The organism is Streptomyces sp. NPDC091682 (assembly GCF_044756625.1).
In the GTDB taxonomy this organism is placed as follows: domain Bacteria; phylum Actinomycetota; class Actinomycetes; order Streptomycetales; family Streptomycetaceae; genus Streptomyces.
This window is the reverse complement of record NZ_JBIVTH010000009.1, coordinates 362,555-381,717: the sequence shown is the minus strand read 5'-3', so window position 1 is coordinate 381,717 and position 19,163 is coordinate 362,555. Positions and strand designations below refer to the sequence as shown.

Below are 19,163 nucleotides of genomic sequence, written 5' to 3'. Positions count from 1 at the left end.
CTCCAAGGACAACACCCCCGACACGTGCGCAGCCGCGATCTCCCCCACCGAATGACCACCGACGAAGTCAGGGCGCACCCCAAAAGACTCCACCAGACGGAACAACGCCACCTCCACCGCAAACAACGCAGCCTGCGTATAAGCGGTCCTGGTCAGCAACTCCTCCTCACCGAAGATCACCTCCCGCAACGGACGTTCGAGACCCGCGTCCAGAAGGACACAGACCTCATCCAATGCGCGCGCGAACACGGGGAACCGGGCCGCGAGCTCGCGGCCCATACCCACCCGCTGACTGCCCTGACCCGTGAACAGGAACGCCGTCTTGCCCTCGGCCCGCACAGTGCCGCCGATCCCGTCCCCGACCGCCAGCGCCTCGAGACCGGCAAGCAGCTCCGCACGATCCGTACCCAGAACCACCGCGCGGTGATCGAAGAGCGCACGCGAAGTCACCAACGAGAAACCGGTATCCACCAGGGAGGAATCCGCACCAGCAGCAACGAACTCGTGCAACCGCGCCGCCTGCGCACGCAACGCATCCGCCGTACGACCCGACACCACCCACGGCACCGGAACACCCACGGGCCAACCCGACACAGCAACATCCCCGCCGGCAACCACCTCCCCCACAACCTGCCCCGGAGGCTCCTCCACGATCACATGCGCATTGGTACCGCTGATACCGAAGGACGAGATGCCCGCACGACGCGGCGCACCGTCCGTTGTCTCCCACGTCCTGGCCTCGGTCAGAAGTTCGACCGCTCCGGCCTCCCAGTCGACGTGCGTGGACGGCTCGTCGACGTACAAGGTCCTCGGCATGACGCCGTGCCGCATCGCCTGCACCATCTTGATGATGCCCGCGACTCCGGCGGCGGCCTGCGTGTGGCCCATGTTGGACTTGATCGAGCCGAGCCACAGCGGGCGGCCCTCCGGTCGCTCCTGGCCGTACGTGGCAAGGAGCGCCTGGGCCTCGATGGGGTCGCCCAGGGTGGTGCCGGTGCCGTGCGCCTCGACCACGTCCACGTCGGCCGCCGACAGCCCTGCACTCGCCAACGCAGCTCGGATCACACGTTGTTGGGAAGGTCCGTTGGGGGCCGTCAGGCCGTTGCTCGCACCGTCCTGGTTGACGGCGGAACCACGGACCACCGCGAGCACCTGGTGACCGTTCCTGCGCGCGTCCGAAAGGCGCTCCACGAGCAGCACACCGGCGCCCTCGCCCCAGGCCGTGCCGTCCGCGGCCTCCGCGAACGCCTTGATCCGGCCGTTGGCCGCCAGGCCCTTCTGTCGGCTGAACTCCACGAACACCTCGGGGGTCGCCATGACCGCGACGCCGCCGACCAGCGCCAGCGAGCACTCGTCGCGCTGGAGGGCCTGGATGGCCCAGTGCAGTGCGACCAACGACGACGAGCAGGCCGTGTCGACCGACACCGCCGGGCCCTCGAAGCCGAAGGTGTAGGAGACCCGGCCGGAGACGGCGCTGCCCATCGCGTGGCTGGTCGGGTAGTCGTGGTACATCAGCCCGGCGAACACACCGGTCCTGCTGCCGCGCAGCGCCGCCGGGTCGATCCCCGCGTGCTCCATGGCCTCCCAGGACGCTTCGAGGAGCAGCCGCTGCTGCGGGTCGATGACGAGTGCCTCGTTCGGGCTGACGCGGAAGAACGCGGCGTCGAAGTCGGCAGCGTCGTGCAGGAAGCCGCCCTCGTTGACGTAGCTGGTGTCGGGGCGCACCCGGGTGGGGTCGTAGAGCCGGTCCAGGTCCCAGCCCCGGTCGTCGGGGAACTCGGAGACCGCGTCGCGGCCTGCGGCGACCAACTCCCAAAGGTCGTCGGCGGACTTGATGCCGCCGGGGTAGCGGGCGCTCATGCCGACGATCACGATCGGGTCGCCGTCCGTCGCGGTGGTACGCGTCGGGTCCGGTACGTCCGCCGGCTCCCCGGCGCCCTGCAGCGAGCCCAGCAGCTGCTCGTACAGGTAGCCGGCCAGGGCGGCGGACGAGGGGTAGTCGAAGACGAGGGTCGCGGGAAGGCGCAGGCCGGTGGCCGCTCCCACGCCGTTGCGCAGTTCGACCGCTGACAGCGAGTCGAAGCCCAGTTCGCTGAAGGGCCGTTCGGGCTCGACCGCATCCGGTGAGCTGTGCCCGAGCACCTGCGTGACCTGCGTGCGCACGAGGTGCAGCAGCTCCCGCTCGCGCTCCGCGCGATCCAGCCCGGCCAGCCGTGCGACCAGCGTGCCCGCCTGGGCTGTGCCTCGTGCGGCCGCTCGCCTGGCGACCGGCACCAATCCGCGGAAGAGCGGGTCGAGCGTCTCGCCCTGGGCGCGGAGCGCCGCGGCGTCGAGTTTGACGGGTACGAGCGCGGGCTCGCCCGAGTCCCGGGCGGCTTCGTACAGCGCGAGGCCCTCGTCGGCGTTCAGCGGGACGATGCCGCCGCGGGACATGCGCTCGCGGTCGACCTCGGCCAGTGCGCCGGCCATGCCGCCGCCCTCGGCCCAGGGCCCCCAGGCGAGCGAGGTGGCGGTGAGCCCCATGGCTCTCCTGCGTGCCGCGAGGGCGTCGAGGAAGGCGTTGGCCGCCGCGTAGTTGCCCTGGCCCGGGACGCCGAGGGCCCCGGCGGCCGACGAGAACAGCACGAAGGACGTGAGGGGGTGGTCGCGGGTCAGTTCGTGCAGGTTCCAGGACGCGTCGACCTTGGGGCGCAGCACGGTGTGCAGCTGTGCCGGGGTCAGCGTCGCGACGGTGCCGTCGTCGAGGATGCCCGCGGCGTGCACGACGCCCGTCAGCGGATGCTCGGCGGGGACGGTGGCCAGCAGCTCGGCGAGTGCCTCGCGGTCGGCGACGTCGCAGGCCGCGAAGGTGACGCTGAGGGCGCCCGACTCGAGCAGTTCGGCGTGGAGTTCGGCCGTACCGGGTGCGTCCTTGCCGCGTCGGCCGACCAGCAGCAGATGGCGGACTCCGCGCTCGGTCACCAGGTGGCGGGCGAAGAGTGCGCCCAGGCCACCGGTCGCGCCGGTGATGAGTACGGTGCCGTCGGCCTCGGAGGCGGCGGGAGGTCGGCCCGGTTCCCCGGCGGGCAGGGCGCGGGTCAGGCGCGCGGCGTGGATCTCGCCCGCGCGCACCGCCAGCCGGCCCTCGCCGAGGGTGGCCACGGCAGCCGGCAGGGCGCGCAGGGACCGTACGTCGTCGTCGATGTCGACCAGGACGATCCGGCCGGGGTTCTCGGCCTGCGCGGAGCGCACCAGCCCGGCGGCGGCAGCGCCGGCCAGGTCCTGCACGTCACCGCCGTCGAAGGCCACCGCACCGCGGGTCAGCACGACCAAAGTGGACGCGGCGTACCGGTCGTCGGCCAGCCGGCCCTTCAGGGTGGCCAGCACCCGTTCGGTCTCGGCGTGCACGGACCCCACCAGGTCGGAGGTCGGGGCGCCGGCGCCGGCATCGGACGTCGCGGCGCCCATGGGCAGCAACACGAAGTCGGCCGCCGCCCCGGCATCGGCGTCGGCGTCGGCGTCGGCGTCGGCGTCGGCATCCAGCACGGACGCGACTCCGAGCCGGTCCGCCCACTGTCCTCCGTCGCCTCCCCCGCCGAGCACCGCCCAGCTGCCGTCGGCCGCTTCCCCGGCCGGGAGCGGTGTCCACGACAGCCGGTGGAGCGAGTCGTTGCGGGCTCCGGCCGCGGCCTTGATCTGCGCGTCCGACACGGGGCGTACGACCAGGGCGCCCACCGACGCCACCGGTCGACCCTCGGCATCCGCGATGTCCAGCGATGCCGCGTCCCTGCCGTCAACCGTGCGCACCCGCACCCGGAGGTGGGTGGCGCCGGTCGCGAACAGCTCGACGTCCGACCAGGCGAACGGCAGACCGCCCTGGCTGACGGCCTCCGAAAGGCTCACCGCGTGCAGTGCCGCATCAAACGCCGCCGGGTGCAGCCCGAAGTCCACCGCGTCGCTGTGGACGGTGTCGGGGAGCGTGACCTCCGCGAACACCTCGTCGCCGTGCCGCCACGCGGCCGTAAGCCCTTGGAACACCGGGCCGTACTGGAGGCCGCCCGCTGCGAAGTCCGGGTAGACGGCGTCCACGGCGACCGGTGCGGCGCCCTCGGGCGGCCAGGCAGCGAAATCGAAGGGTGCGCTGCGCCGGCCTGTGGACAGTGCGCCGGTCGCGTGGCAGGTCCACGCCGTCTCGGTGGGTGCGTCGGCGTCGCGCGAGTACAGCCGAACGTCGCGGGCAGCACCGCTGCCCGGCGCGCCGAGCAGCACGAGTACCTGCACCCCGCCGGTCGCGGGCAGCACCAGCGGTGCTTCCAGAACGAGTTCCTCGACCCGGTCGCAGCCGACCTGCTGGCCGGCGCGGACGGCCATCTCGACGAGTGCGGTGCCGGGGACGACGACCGTGCCGGACACCATGTGGTCGCCGAGCCAGGGGTGGCTGTCGTGCGACAGGCGCCCGGTGAGCACCAGCCCTTCGGAGTCGGGCAGTTGGACGACCGCGCTCAGCATCGGGTGCCCGGTGGCGCCCAGACCGAGCGAGGAGGCGTCGGCCGGGGCGGGGGCCTGGTCGAGCCAGTAGCGCTCGCGCTGGAAGGCGTACGTGGGAAGGTCCACCGGCCGCGCCCCGGTGCCGGCGAACAGCGCCTGCCAGTCGACCGCCGTCCCTGCCCGGAAGGCCTGGGCGAGCGCGGTCAGCAAGGTGTGCGCCTCGTCGCGGCCCTTGCGCAGGACGGGAACGAGCAGGGCGGCTTCGGGCTTCTCCAGGGACGGCTGGGCCATCGCGGACAGGACGCCGTCGGGACCCAGCTCGATGAAGGTCGACACACCCGCGGCCTCGAGCGCCCGGATGCCGTCGGCGAACCGCACCGGCTCACGGACATGACGCACCCAATACTCGGGATCGCCCAGCTCCCGCGCACCGGCAATGGTGCCGGTGACGTTGGAAACCGTCGCGATCTGCGACTCGGCGAACTCGATCTGCCGCACCACCTGCCGGAACTCCTCCAGCATCGGGTCCATCAACGGCGAGTGGAAGGCGTGCGAGACCGCCAGCCGCCTGGCCGCGACACCCCGCGCCTCCAGCCTCGCCACCACCTCCAAAACCGGGCCCTCCGCGCCCGAAACCACCACGGACTCCGGCCCATTCACCGCCGCCAAACCCACACCGTCGACACCACTCAACAACGGCAGCACATCCGCCTCAGCGGCCCGCACCGCCACCATCACACCACCAGCGGGCAACGCCTGCATCAAACGACCCCGCGCAGCAACCAGCCGACAAGCACCCTCCAAGGACAACACCCCCGACACGTGCGCAGCCGCGATCTCCCCCACCGAATGACCACCGACGAAGTCAGGGCGCACCCCAAAAGACTCCACCAGACGGAACAACGCCACCTCCACCGCAAACAACGCAGCCTGCGTATAAGCGGTCCTGGTCAGCAACTCCTCCTCGCCGAAGATCACCTCCCGCAACGGACGTGCCAGGTCGGCGTCGAACAGCGCACAGACCTCCTCCAGCGCTCTCGCATACACCGGGAACCGGGCCGCGAGCTCGCGGCCCATACCCACCCGCTGACTGCCCTGACCCGTGAACAGGAACGCCGTCTTGCCCTCGGCGCGCACAGTGCCGCCGATCCCGTCCCCGACCGCCAGCGCCTCGAGACCGGCAAGCAGCTCCGCACGATCCGTACCCAGAACCACCGCGCGGTGATCGTGTACGGCGCGCGTGGCGGCGAGGGAGAAGCCCACGTCGACCGGGGACGGCTCCGGTCCTGTGGTGAACTCCCGCAGCCGGTCGATCTGCGCGCGCAGCGCCGCGGCGGTGCGTCCGGACACCACCCACGGCACCGGAACGCCCGAGGGCCAGCCGGACCCGTCGGCGGGCCGCGACGCCTCCTCCCCGGCGGGCGCGGCGGGCGCCTCTTCGGTGATGGCGGGCGCCTCTTCGAGGATCACGTGCGCGTTGGTACCGCTGAGACCGAAAGAGGAGACCGCCGCGCGATAGGGCCGGTCGGTGCGCTCCCACACCGTCCGCTCGGTGAGCAGTTCGACGTTGCCCGCGGTCCAGTCGATGTGCCGGGACGGTTCGTCGACGTGCAAGGTCCTGGGCAGGATGCCGTGGCGCATCGCCATGACCATTTTGATGACGCCCGCGACTCCGGCCGCCGCCTGGGTGTGGCCGATGTTGGACTTGACGGAACCCAGTCGCAGCGGGTTTTCGGCGGTGCGTCCCTGGCCGTACGTCGCGAGGAGCGCCTGCGCCTCGATGGGGTCGCCCAGCGTGGTGCCGGTGCCGTGCGCCTCCACGACGTCCACATCGGCAGTGGACAGCCCGGCGCTGGCCAGCGCGGCGCGGATGACCCGCTGCTGGGAGGGGCCGTTGGGGGCGGTGATGCCGTTGCTCGCGCCGTCCTGGTTGAGTGCGGAGCCGCGTACGACGGCCAAGACGGGGTGGCCGTTCCTGCGGGCGTCCGCGAGGCGCTCGACGAGCAGCACACCGGCTCCCTCGCCCCAGCCGGTGCCGTCCGCGGCCTCCGCGAAGGCCTTGCAGCGCCCGTCGGCGGACAGACCGCGGGCCTTGCCGAACGCGATGAACGGATCCGGAGTCGCCATCACGGTGACGCCGCTCGCCAGCGCGAGGGAGCACTCGCCGCGGCGCAGCGCCTGGACGGCGAGGTGCAGCGCCACCAGCGACGAGGAGCACGCGGTGTCCACGGAGACCGAGGGCCCCTCGAAACCGAGGGCGTAGGAGATCCGGCCGGAGAGCACCGCGCCGTTGGTGCCGGTCGTCATGTACGCCGAGGACTCCTCGGGCAGTTTCAGGCCGAAGTACGACTGGCCGTTGGTGCCGGTGAAGACGCCGACGGGGCCGCCCTTGAACGCGTCGGGGGATATGCCGGCCCGCTCGAAGGCCTCCCAGGAGGCTTCGAGGAGCAGCCGCTGCTGCGGGTCCATGGCGATCGCCTCGCGGGGGCTGATCCCGAAGAACTCGGCGTCGAACTCGCTCGCGCCGTGCAGGAAACCGCCGCTGCGGGTGTATCCGCTGACGGCCCGTTCGTCCTCGCTGTCGTAGAGGCCACCGGTGTCCCAGCCGCGGTCGTCCGGGAATCCGCTGATGGCGTCCTTCTCCTGGACGACCAGTTCCCAGAGGTCTTCCGGTGAGCGCACCTCACCCGGGAAGCGGCAGGCCATCCCCACGATCGCGATCGGTTCCGACTCGACGTCACGCAGCCGCTGCCGCGTTTGTGCGAGGTCGGCCGTGGTGCGCTTGAGATAGTCGAGCAGCTTCTCTTCGTTCCCCATCAGGGCCTCACCAATTCTCTTAAGTCCAGGAACTGTTCGTGGAACTGTTCGTGCAGACGACGCTTCGGGAGCACGTGAGTTCCCGTCAGGAGATCCCGAGTTCCTTGTCGATGAAGTCGAACAATTCGTCTGCCGAAGCGGCCTTCAGCTGGTGGGCGACCGCGGCCGCCTCCTGGGTGGCGTTCGCCTCGTTCAACCGGGTCAGCAGGGCTTGGAGTCGGGTGGTGACCTTGGTGCGTTCGATCTCTTCCGGTGCGAGGGACGCCACGAGGGCCTCCAGTCGGTCCAGTTCGGCGGCCACGGAGCCACTCCCCGCACCGTCGGCGGGTACCACCAGTGCCTCGTGTAGCTGCTCCGCCAGGGCGGCGGAGTTGGCGAAGTCGAAGAGCAGGGTGGCCGGTAGTTTCAGGCCGGTGGCGGTGTTCATGCGGTTGCGCAGTTCGACCGCGGTCAGCGAGTCGAAGCCCATGTCCTTGAAGGCCCTCGTGGGCGGTACGGCCTCGGGGCTGTCGTGTCCGAGCACCGTGGCGACCTGCCCGCGCACCAGGTCGAGCACGGCGCGCCGTTGCTCGCTCGCGGTCAGTCCGGCGAGGTGCTCGGTGAACCGGGCTGCGTCGGCCGCCGATGGGGCGCCGCCGCGGGGCCGGTCGGCGGTCAGTGCCCGCTGGGCTTCGGGGACCCCTCCGATGAGCGGGCTGGTGCGGCCCGCGGTGAACGAGGGCGCGAGCTCGGCCCAGTCGGCGTCGACGACGCCGATGCCGCTCTCGCCGCGTTCGAGGACGCCTTGGAGCGCGGCCACGGCGAGGCCGGGGTCCAGTTCGGTGAGGCCGCGCCACCAGGCGCGGTCCTGGGTCTCCTCCTTGGTGGCCATGCCGCCGCCGCCCCAGGGCCCCCAGGCGATGGAGGAGGCCGCGAGACCGCGTGACCTGCGATGGTCGGCGAGGGCGTCCAGGTAGGCGTTGGCCGCCGCGTACGCGGCCTGTCCCGCGCCGCCGAGCAGGCCCGCGACGGAGGAGAACGACACGAACGCGGTCAGGTCGAGGTGCTGGGTCAGCTCGTGCAGGTTGCGGGCGGCGGCGACCTTGGGCCGCAGCACTCCGGCGAGCCGTTCGGGGGTGAGGGAGCCGAGGGTGCCGTCGTCGAGTACGCCGGCGGCGTGCATGACGGCGGTCAGCGGGGCGTCGGCGGGCAGCTCCGCCAGCAGTGCGGCGAGGGCGTCGCGGTCGGACGCGTCGCAGGCGGCGAGGGTCACCGTGGCGCCGAGCTCGGTGAGTTCGGCCGCCAGCCCCCGTGCGCCGGGCGCCCGGTCGCCCCGGCGGCCGGCCAGTACGAGGTGGTCGGCACCGGAGCGGGCCAGCCACCGCGCGACGTGCGCGCCGACCGCGCCGGTGCCGCCGGTCAGCAGCACGGTCCCGGTGGGCCGCCATTCGCCGGCCGCCGGGCTGGTGGCACTGGTGGCGCGCTCCAGGCGGCGTACGAAGACACCCGCGGCCCGTACCGCGATCTGGTCCTCGCCCGTGGTGTCGGCGAGTGCGTCGGCCAGCCGGGCCGTGAGGTGCCCGTCGGGCGCGGCGTCTGCGGGCAGGTCGACGAGTCCGCCCCACAGCTCCGGAGTCTCCAGTGCGACGACCCGGCCCAGTCCCCAGACCTGTGCCTGCCCGGGGTTGACCAGCTCCTCGGTGGCGCCCGCCGCGACCGCGCCGCGGGTCAGGCTCCACACCGGCGCGGGGGTGTCGAGGTCGGCGAGGGCCTGGACGAGCGCCACGGTGGAGGTGAGGCCCCGGGGGGCGACGGGGCCCCGCGGGTCGGGGGTCTCGTCGAGGGCGAGCAGGGAGACGACGCCCTTGAGGGGGGTGTTCGAGCCCACCTCGGTGCGCAGGTGGTCGGCCATCGCCTTGCGGTCGGTGTCCGCCGCCGTGGCGCGGATCCGTACGACGTCGGCGCCGCGCTCGGTGAGGGTCCGTACGACGGCCTCGGCCCACTCCTCGCCGGTGCCGTCGGCAGGCAGCACCGCCAGCCAGGTGCCGGTGAGCGCGGAGCCCCGGGGCACGGAGTACGGCTGCCAGCCGATGCGGTAGCGCCAGGCGTCCACTGTGGCCTGCTCGACGCTCTGCCTTCGCCATTCGGTGAGCAGCGGCAGCACCGCGCCGAGTGACGCCAGCTGGTCGCCGCCGCGTACTTCCAGGGTGTCTGCGAGGGAGTCCAGGTCGGCTCGTTCCACGGCTGCCCAGAAGGCACCGCCGGCCGCGCTGCCCGCGCCGGGGGCCGTGGTCTCGGGCTCGGTCTCGGGCTCGGTCTCGGCCCAGTACCAGCGGCGCTGGAAGGCGTACGTCGGCAGATCGACGCGGCGGGCCCGGCGGCCCGTGAGGCAGCCGGTCCAGTCGACGTGGACGCCCCGGACGTGGAGCTGGGCGAGCGCGGTGAGCAGGCCCTGCGGTTCTGGGGCACCGCCGCGCAGGGCGGGCACGCAGAGGGCCGGCGGCGCGCCGTCCTCGGTGGCGTCGAGGCCTTCGCCGGCCATCGCGGTGAGCGTCGCGCCGGGGCCGATCTCCAGGTAGGTGTCCGCGCCGTGGCGGCGCAGGGTGCGCAGCCCGTCGAAGAACCGCACGGTGCCGCGGACGTGGCGCACCCAGTAGTCCGGGGTGCACAGTTCGCCGGCGTTGGCGAACTCGCCGGTGACGTTGGAGACGACGGGGACCGACGGCTCGTGGAAGGTCAGGCCTTCGAGCACCCGGCGGAACTCTTCGAGCATGCCGTTCATGCGGGGCGAGTGGAAGGCGTGGCTGACGCGCAGTCGCTTGGTGCGGGCGCCGCGCTCGGCGAGGAGCGCGGCGACCTCGGTGGCGGCGTCCTCGTCGCCGGAGAGCACCACCGCGGTCGGCCCGTTGACGGCGGCGAGAGCCAGTTGGTCCTCGCGGCCGGCCAGCAGTGGAGTGACGTCGGCCTCGGCGGCCTGCACCGCGATCATCGCGCCGCCCTCGGGCAGCGCGTCCATCAGTCGGCCCCGTGCGGCCACCAACCGCGCCGCGTCGGGCAGCGAGAGCACCCCCGCGATGTGGGCGGCGGCGATCTCACCGACCGAGTGTCCGACGACGCAGTCGGGGCGCACCCCGAGGGTTTCGAGCAGCCGGTACAACGCGACCTCGGTCGCGAAGAGCCCGGCCTGCGTGTAGAGCGTGCGGTCCAGGAGCGCCGCTCCGTCGGATCCGGGTGCGGCGAACACGACCTCGCGCAGCGGCCCGGGCAGCAGTCCGTCGAGCTGCGCGCACACCGCGTCGAAGGCGGCTGCATAGGCGGGGAACGCCTCGTACAGCTCCTGGCCCATGCCGGGGCGCTGCGCGCCCTGTCCGGTGAAGAGGAACGCCGTCCCGCCGTTGCCCCGCACCTCGCCGCGCACGAGCCCCGGGGTGTCCTGGCCTTCGGAGAGGGCGGTGAGCCCGCGCAACAGTTCCTCGCGGCCGGCGCCGATCGCGACGGCCCGGTGTTCGAAGGTCGCGCGGCCGACCGCGAGCGACAACGCCACGTCATCGGGGGCGAGTTCGGGCCGTTCCAGGAGGTGGGTGGCGAGCCGCCCGGCCTGGGCGCGGAGCGCGGGCTCGGTGCGGGCCGAGAGCAGCCAGGGGGTCGCCGCGGACTCTTCGGTGACCGAGGGCGCGGTGCGCACTGCGGGCTCCCCGGCGCGGTCGGGGGCGGAGACGTCCCCGGGGTTCGGGGTGGTGCCCTCGGGGGCCGGGGCCTCTTCGAGGATGGCGTGCGCATTGGTGCCGCTGATGCCGAACGAGGAGACGCCGAAGCGCCTGGGGCGTTCGCCCCTGGGCCAGGGCACCTCGTCGGTGAGCAGCTCGACCCGGCCCGCCGACCAGTCGACGTGGGGCGTCGGCCGGTCGATGTGCAGGGTGCGCGGCAGTGTCTCGTGCTGGAGGGCGAGCACCATCTTCATGACGCCCGCGACTCCGGCCGCGGACTGCGGGTGGCCCATGTTGGACTTGATCGAGCCGAGCCTCAGCGGCCGTCCTTCGGGGCGGTCCTGGCCGTAGGTGGCGAGGATCGCCTGGGCCTCGATGGGGTCGCCCAGGGTGGTGCCGGTGCCGTGCGCCTCGACGGCGTCGACGTCGGCGGCCACCAGCCCGGCGTTCTTCAGGGCGGCTCGGATGACGCGCTGCTGGGACGGTCCGTTGGGCGCCATCAGGCCGTTGCTCGCGCCGTCCTGGTTGACGGCGGAGCCGCGTACGACGGCCAGGACGGGGTGTCCGTTGCGGCGGGCGTCGGACAGCCGTTCCAGGACGAGGATGCCCGCGCCCTCCGCCCAGCCCGCGCCGTCCGCCGTGTCGGCGAAGGAGCGGCAGCGGCCGTCCGAGGACAGGGCGCGCTGCCTGCTGAACTCGACGAACAGCTGTGGCGTCGCCATCACGCACACGCCGCCCGCCAGGGCGAGCGTGGAGTCACCGGCGCGCAGGGACTGGCAGGCCAGGTGGAGCGCGACCAGCGAGGACGAGCAGGCGGTGTCCGTGGTCACGGCGGGGCCCTCGAGGCCGAGGGTGTAGGACACGATGCCGGAGACGATGCTGCCCGCGGTGCTGGAGCGCGGGTAGTCGTGGTGCATCAGCCCGGCGAAGACTCCCGTCCTGCTGCCCCTGAGCGACGTGGGGTCGATCCCGGCCCGCTCCAGGGCCTCCCAGGAGACCTCCAGGAGCAGCCGCTGCTGCGGATCGGTCTCCGGTGCCTCGCGGGGGCTGATCCCGAAGAACTCCGCGTCGAACTCCGCCGCGTCGTGCAGGAATCCGCCCCTGCGGACGTACGTCCTGCCGGGCTTGCCGGGCTCCGGGTCGTACACGGCTTCGGTGTTCCAGCCCCGGTCGGTCGGGAAGTCGGAGACGACGTCGACGCCGTCGGCCACGACCCGCCAGAGGTCCTCCGGGGACCGTACGCCGCCAGGGTAGCGACCGCTCATCCCGATGATCGCCACGGGTTCGTTGCGCGCCTCCTCGGCCTCGCGCAGCCTGCGGCGGGTGTCCTGGAGGTCGGTCGTCGCGCGCCGGAGGTAGGTGCGGAGCTTGTCGTCATGCGCCATCAGGGTCTCAACCGTTCTTGGAGTGGCCGGGGTTCAGCGGGCGGTCCTGCTCCGTCACCCGATGCCGAGTTCGTTGTCGAGGAATTCGAAGAGTTCGTCGTCACTGGCCTCACCGAAGTCCTGGGCGTCCTGGGCGGACTCCCCGACCTGGCCGCCGCGGGTCTCGCTCCAGCGCCGCAGCAGGTCCTTCAGCCGGGTGGTGACGGCGTCGTGGTCGTGGGCCCGGTCGACCTGCGCCAGCGTCGTCTCCAGCTGATCGAGTTGGGCCTCCAGCGATTGCGGTGTGCCGACGCCGGCCGGGGCGATCTCCGCGGCCAGGTGCTGGACCAGCGCGGCGGGCGAGGGGAAGTCGAAGACGAGGGTGGTCGGCAGGCGCAGCCCGGTGGCCTTGTTCAGCAGGTTCCGCAGCTCCACGGCGGCCAGTGAGTCGAAGCCCATGTCCTTGAACGCCCGGTCCGGGTCGACCGAGTCGGCGGACTCGTGGCCGAGCACCCCTGCGACGTTCGCACGGACGAGGGCGAGCAGCTGACGCCTGCGGTCGGTCTCGGACAGCACGGACAGGCGCTGGGCGAGCCCCTGGCCGGCGGGGGCGGCCGGAGCAGCGGGCCGGGCGGCGGAGCGCCGGGACCTGGTGCGGGGGTGGCTCAGCGCGCGCAGTACTGCGGGCACTTCGTCGGTGTGGTCGGCGAGTGCCGGCAGGTCGAGCCTGATCGGCACGAGTGCGGCGCCGCCGTCGGCGAGCGCGGCGTCGAGCAGGGCGAGTGCCTCCTCGCTCTCCAGTGGCGGCATGCCGAGGCGGTGCAGCCGCCCGAGGTCGGCGGCGCCCAACTGCCCGGCCATGCCGCTGGTGGAGGCCCACAGCCCCCAGGCGAGGGAGAGCGCCGGCAGGCCGGCCGCGCGGCGGTGCTCGGCCAGGTCGTCCAGGAAGACGTTGGCGGTGGCGTAGTTGGCCTGTCCGGCGCCGACCAGCAGTCCGGCCGCCGACGAGAACAGCACGAAGGCGGTCAGGTCCAGGTCGCGCGTCAGCTCGTGCAGGTGCCAGGCGGCGTCGGCCTTGGGCCGCAGTACGGTGTCGAGCCGCTCGGGGGTCTGGGCGGCCACGACCCCGTTGTCGGTGACGCCCGCGGTGTGCAACACGCCGGTCAGCGGCCGGTCTGCGGGGATCCGCTCCAGGACGGCGGCGAGCGCTTCCCGGTCGGAGGCGTCGCAGGCCTCGACGGTGACGCTCGCGGCGCCCGAAGCGGTGAGTTCGGCGCGGAGTTCGGGCACGCCGGGGGCGTCCGCGCCGCGGCGGCTGAGCAGCAGGAGGTGGCGTACGCCGTGGGCGGTGACGAGGTGGCGGGCCGTGAGGCCGCCGAGGCCGCCGGTGCCGCCGGTGACCAGGACCGTTCCGTCGGCGCCGAAGGCGGCGGGGGCGCCGTCCCGGCCGGACGCGGCGACCCGGGCCAGGCGGGGCACGAACAGGGCGCCGTCGCGGACCGCGACCTCGGGTTCGCCGGTCAGTGCGGCGTGCCGCAGCGCGCCGAGCGTGCCGTGGGCCGCGTCCCAGTCGAGCAGCGTCAGTCGTCCCGGGTTCTCCGACCGTGCCGAGCGCACCAGGCCCCACACCGGCCCCGCCGTCAGATCGGCGACGGTGCCGGCGGCGGCCACGGCGCCCGAGGTCAACACGACCAGCCGGGCCGGCTCGAAGCGGTCGTCCGCCAGCCACGCCTGGACCTCCGCCAAGACCCGCCCCGCGGTGGCGCGCAGGGCGCCGGGTACGTCGGAGTCGTCGCCGGCCGGCACGGTGAGCAGCACCGTCTCGGGCAGCGGTGTGCCCGCGTCCAGTGCGGCGCCGAGCGCCGCCACGTCCGGGAAGGCGGTGGCCAGCCGACCCGCGACCGCGGTCCACGGCGCGGCGACCGGGCCGACCACGGCCCAGCGGGTCACGGCCCCGGCGCCGTCGGCCGACGGCCGGGGGTCGCCGCCCGGCTTCCGCCGGTCGAGTTCCTGCCAATCGAGCCGGAACAGCGACTCGACGGTCTCGGCCCGGGTCAACCGGAGCTGGTCGTCGGAGACCGGCGGCGCCACCAGCTGCTCCACGGAGGCGATGGGCGCGCCGGTCACGTCGGCCACGTCGACGCGTGCGGAGTCGGGGCCCGTCGAGTCGACCCGTACCCGGACCGTGGTGGCGCCCGCGGCGAACAGCGAGACGCCCTGCCAGGAGAACGGCAGTCTGGGCACGCCCGACCCGTCGGGCTCCACGAACAGCGAGGCGTGGAAGGAAGAGTCGAGGAGCGCCGGGTGGAGTCCGAAGGCCTCGCCGTCGGCGCGGGCGTCCTTGGGCAGCGTGACCTCGGCGAACACCTCCCGGCCGTTACGGGTCCAGGCTCGGCGCAGCCCCTGGAACACCGGGCCGTAGCCGTAGCCCCGGCCGACGAGTCCCTCGTAGGCGCCCTCGAGGGACACTTCCTCGGCGTTCTCGGGCGGCCAGACGGTCAGGTCGTAGGGGTCGGGGCGGCCGTTGCCGCCCAGTACGCCCTCGGCGTGCCGGGTCCAGCCGGTGTCGGGGTCCGCGTCCTCGGGCTGGGAGTACACCGACAGGGAGTGCCGCCCGGAGCCGTCGGAGGGCCCGACGACGACCTGGAGGCGTACACCGCCCTGCTCGGGGATCACCAGGGGCGCCCCGATGGTCAGTTCCTCGACGACCTCGCAGCCGGCCTGGTCGGCGGCCCGGACCGCCATCTCGACGAAGGCGGTGCCGGGCAGCAGGACCGTGCCGAACACGGCGTGGTCGCCGAGCCAGGGCTGGGTGTCGAGGCCGAGGCGTCCGGTGAGAACGACGCCGTCGGAGTCGGGCTGTTCGACGGAGGCGCTGAGCAGGGGGTGGGCGGAGGGCAGCTGTCCGAAGGCCGCCGCGTCGCCGAGGACGCGCCCGTTCGTGTCGTCGAGCCAGTAGCGCTCGCGCTGGAACGCGTAGGTGGGCAGGTCGACCCGGCGTGCCCCGGAACCTTCGAACACCGCGGTCCAGTCCACGTCGACGCCGGCCCGGAAGGCCTGGGCGAGCGCGGTCAGCAGGGTCTGCGCCTCGGGGCGGTCCTTGCGCAGGGCGGGGACGAGGAGTACGTCCCCGGTCTCCTCCAGCAGGGGCCTGGCCATCGCGGAGAGCACGCCGTCGGGCCCCAGCTCGATCAGCCGGGTGACGCCCGCGGCTTCGAGGGCGCCGACGCCGTCGGCGAAGCGGACCGCTCGGCGGACGTGGCGCACCCAGTACTCGGGATCGCCCAGCTCACCGGCTTCGGCGAGCCGTCCGGTCACGCAGGAGACGACGGCGATGCGCGGCTCGGCGAACTCCAACTCCTCGACCACCTGCCGGAACTCATCCAGCATCGGCTCCATCAGCGGGGAGTGGAAGGCGTGCGAGACGGCGAGCCGTGCGGCGGAGACGCCCTGCAGCTCCAGCGCGGCGACGATCTCGTCGACGGTGGCCTCTGCGCCGGAAAGCACCACGGAGGCGGGACCGTTGACGGCGGCGATGCCGACCAGGTCCTCCTTTCCCTCGATCAGCGGCAGTACGTCGGATTCGGCGGCCCGGACGGCGGCCATCACGCCACCGGCGGGCAGCGCCTGCATCAGCCTGCCGCGCGCGGCGACCAGTCGGCAGGCATCCTCCAGGGACAGGACCCCCGCGACGTGGGCCGCGGCGATCTCGCCGACGGAGTGGCCGGCCAGGAAGTCGGGGCGTACGCCGAAGGATTCCAGCAGCCGGAAGAGCGCCACTTCGATCGCGAACAGCGCGGTCTGGCTGTACGTCGTCTGCTTCAGCAGCTCCTGATCGCCGGAGACGACCTCGCGCAGCGGACGGCCGAGCTCCTTGTCGAGCAGGGCGCACACCGCGTCGAAACTCTGGGCGAAGACGGGGAACCGGTCGGCGAGTTCGAGGCCCATGCCGACCCGCTGGCTGCCCTGGCCGGTGAACAGGAACGCCGTGCGGCCCTCCGACCGGGGGGTGCCGGGGGGCTCCTCGCCGACAGCGATCTTCTCCAGGCCCACGAGCAGTTCGGTGCGGTTCGTGCCGAGCACCGCGGCGCGGTGGTCGAGTACGGCTCGGGTGGAGGCCAGTGAGAAGCCCACGTCGACCGGGGTGCGGTCGGTGCCAGTCGCGAACGCGTGCAGCCGCGCCGCCTGTGCGCGCAGCGCCTCGGCGGTGCTGCCGGAGAGCACCCAGGGCACGGGGACGGCCGAGGGCCATTGCCCGGTCTCCGCCGGGGCCTCGGCCGGCGCTTCCCGGGGGGCTTCCTCGATGATGACGTGGGCGTTGGTGCCACTGATGCCGAAGGACGAGATGCCGGCCCGGCGGGGGGTGTCCGTCCCGGTCTTCCAGGGCTGCTCCTCGGTGAGGAGCGTGACGTCGCCCGCGGTCCAGTCGACGTGGGAGGACGGGGCGTCGACGTGCAGCGTCCTGGGCAGCACGCCGTGCCGCATCGCCATGACCATTTTGATGACGCTCGCGGCCCCGGCGGCGGCCTGGGTGTGTCCGAGGTTGGACTTGACCGAGCCGAGCCACAGCGGGCGGCCCTCCGGTCGCTCCTGGCCGTACGTGGCAAGGAGCGCCTGCGCCTCGATGGGGTCGCCCAGGGTGGTGCCGGTGCCGTGCGCCTCGACCACGTCCACGTCGGCGGCCGACAGTCCGGCGTTCGCCAGCGCGGCGCGGATGACGCGCTGTTGGGAGGGACCGTTGGGGGCGGTCAGGCCGTTGCTCGCACCGTCCTGGTTGACGGCGGAACCAGTGACGACCGCGAGCACCTGGTGACCGTTCCTGCGCGCGTCCGAGAGGCGCTCCACGAGGAGGACGCCGACTCCCTCGCCCCAGGCCGTGCCGTCCGCGGCCTCCGCGAACGCCTTGATCCGGCCGTCGGCGGCGAGACCGCGCTGCTGGCTGAACTCGACGAAGGTCTCCGGCGTCGGCATGACGGTCACCCCGCCCGCGAGGGCCAGGTCGCACTCGCCGCGGCGCAGTGCGTTCGCCGCCCAGTGCAGGGCCACCAGGGAGGAGGAGCAGGCGGTGTCCACCGAGACGGCGGGGCCCTCCAGGCCGAGCGTGTAGGCGATGCGCCCGGACACGACGCTGCCGGTGTTGCCGTTGCCGATGTACCCCTGGAGCTCGTCGGGGACGACGCTCAGGCGCGAGGCGTAGTCGTGGTACATCACGCCGGCGAACACCCCGGTCCTGCTGCCCTTGAGGGACGACGGGACGATGCCCGCCCGCTCGACGGCTTCCCAGGACGCTTCCAGGAGCAGTCGCTGCTGCGGGTCGGTGGCCAGCGCCTCGCGCGGGCTCATGCTGAAGAACTCGGCGTCGAAGTCGGCGGCGTCGTGCAGGAACCCGCCCGACCTCGCGTACGTCCTGCCGGGCTTCCCCGGCTCCGGGTCGTAGATGTCCCGTGCGTCCCAGCCGCGGTCGTCCGGGAACTCGGAGACCCCGTCCGCGCCTTCGGCCACCAACTGCCACAGGTCCTCGGGCGACCGTACGTCGCCCGGGAAACGGCAGCTCATCCCGACGATCGCGATCGGCTCATTTTCTCGGCGCTCGGTTTCCCGAAGTTGTCGGCGAACCTCCCGAAGATCGGCGGTCGCCCGCTTCAGGTAGTCGAGAAGCTTCTCCTCGTTCTCCACGCCAATGTCCCCTCAAGATCCGGCCAGGAATTCAAAATGCTTGAGAGCTGAATCCCCAACGGCTCGAAATCAAGACACGTCGGATAAACACCCCCGCGGCGCATACGCTCGTACGCTACGCAGGCCAAGTCCCGCATCCCACCCCTAGTCCGCCCCTATTCGCCCCTAAGGAGACGGCACCCACCGGGCCGGATCGGCCGTGCGACCACTATCCATTACAGGCCCTCTTGCACAGCCCGGACACTACCCAATAGCCTGCGCCAGGAAGACATCAGAAATATCTACGTTGCGGAATTTTATTTCACCGCAGTCACGTCAGGGAGAGGGCGGTCAAGAACCATGGGAGAGGCCACCGGAGGCACCAGTCCGTGGATTCGGCAGTTTCATCCGGCTCCGGCCGCGCCGGTCCGGCTGATCCTCTTCCCGCACGCGGGCGGTTCGGCTTCGTTCTATTTCCCGGTGTCCCGCACGCTCGCACCGGCGGTCGACGTCGTCGCGATCCAGTACCCGGGCCGGCAGGACCGCAGGCACGAGGAGGGCATCGGTGACCTGCACGACCTGGCCGAGGCCCTCGTCGCGGAGCTGCGGCCCCTGGCGGACAGGCCGCTGATGCTGTTCGGACACAGCATGGGTGCCACGCTGGCCTTCGAGGTGGGCCGTCGACTGGAGCAGGAAGGGATCGTTCCGCTGGCTCTCTTCGCCTCGGGCCGCCGGGCGCCGGGGCGGGCCAGGGACGAGACCGTGCACCTGCGGGACGACGAGGGACTCGTGGACGAGCTCAAGGAGTTGAGCGGTACGGAGCCGGGCGTGCTCGGGGACGAGGAGCTTCTCCGGATGATCCTGCCGGCCATTCGCAGCGACTACCGGGCCGCCGAGACGTACCGCTACCGGCCGGGACCCGATCTGAGCTGCCCCGTCCACGCGTTGGTGGGCGACAACGACCCGAAGGTGACCGTGGACGAGGCCCGTTCCTGGTCGGATCACACGAGTGGGCCATTCGATCTGAGGGTGTTCGACGGTGGGCACTTCTATCTCGCCCCGCACGCGGCCACGGTCAATCGCCTGCTCGCCGACTGCGCGGCAGCACATCCGGCCGGCGCCGCCTAGCGGGCGCGCGGGGATCACTCTGCGAATGATCCCCGCGGCGCTCCGA

General features: G+C 72.8%; 4 protein-coding genes. 1 reads left to right on the top strand and 3 read right to left on the bottom strand.

The window, feature by feature from the left end:
• From ACIQK6_RS22855 to ACIQK6_RS22845, 3 genes are all read right to left on the bottom strand, one after another.
• Positions 1-7,284 (bottom strand): type I polyketide synthase (locus ACIQK6_RS22855; protein WP_402695346.1); only part of this gene is annotated, 7,284 nt, incomplete at its 3' end.
• An 85-nt stretch (positions 7,285-7,369) separates the two neighbouring features.
• Entirely contained in the window at positions 7,370-12,358 is a 4,989-nt protein-coding gene (locus ACIQK6_RS22850) for a type I polyketide synthase (protein WP_402695351.1), read from the bottom strand.
• 51 nt (positions 12,359-12,409) lie between these two features.
• Complete coding sequence (locus ACIQK6_RS22845; protein WP_329098511.1) at positions 12,410-18,010, bottom strand: type I polyketide synthase; 5,601 nt, start codon at positions 18,008-18,010, stop codon at positions 12,410-12,412.
• Between the two features lie 339 nt (positions 18,011-18,349).
• Here ACIQK6_RS22845 and ACIQK6_RS22840 point away from each other — a divergent pair, with 339 nt between their 5' ends.
• Complete coding sequence (locus ACIQK6_RS22840) at positions 18,350-19,117, top strand: alpha/beta fold hydrolase (RefSeq protein WP_329098512.1); 768 nt, start codon at positions 18,350-18,352, stop codon at positions 19,115-19,117.
• Positions 19,118-19,163 lie beyond the last annotated feature (46 nt).

Excerpts from the sequence above, each read along its gene's own strand:
- ACIQK6_RS22840 (WP_329098512.1), top strand. The coding sequence starts at position 18,350 with ATGGGAGAGGCCACCGGAGGCACCAGTCCGTGGATTCGGCAGTTTCAT.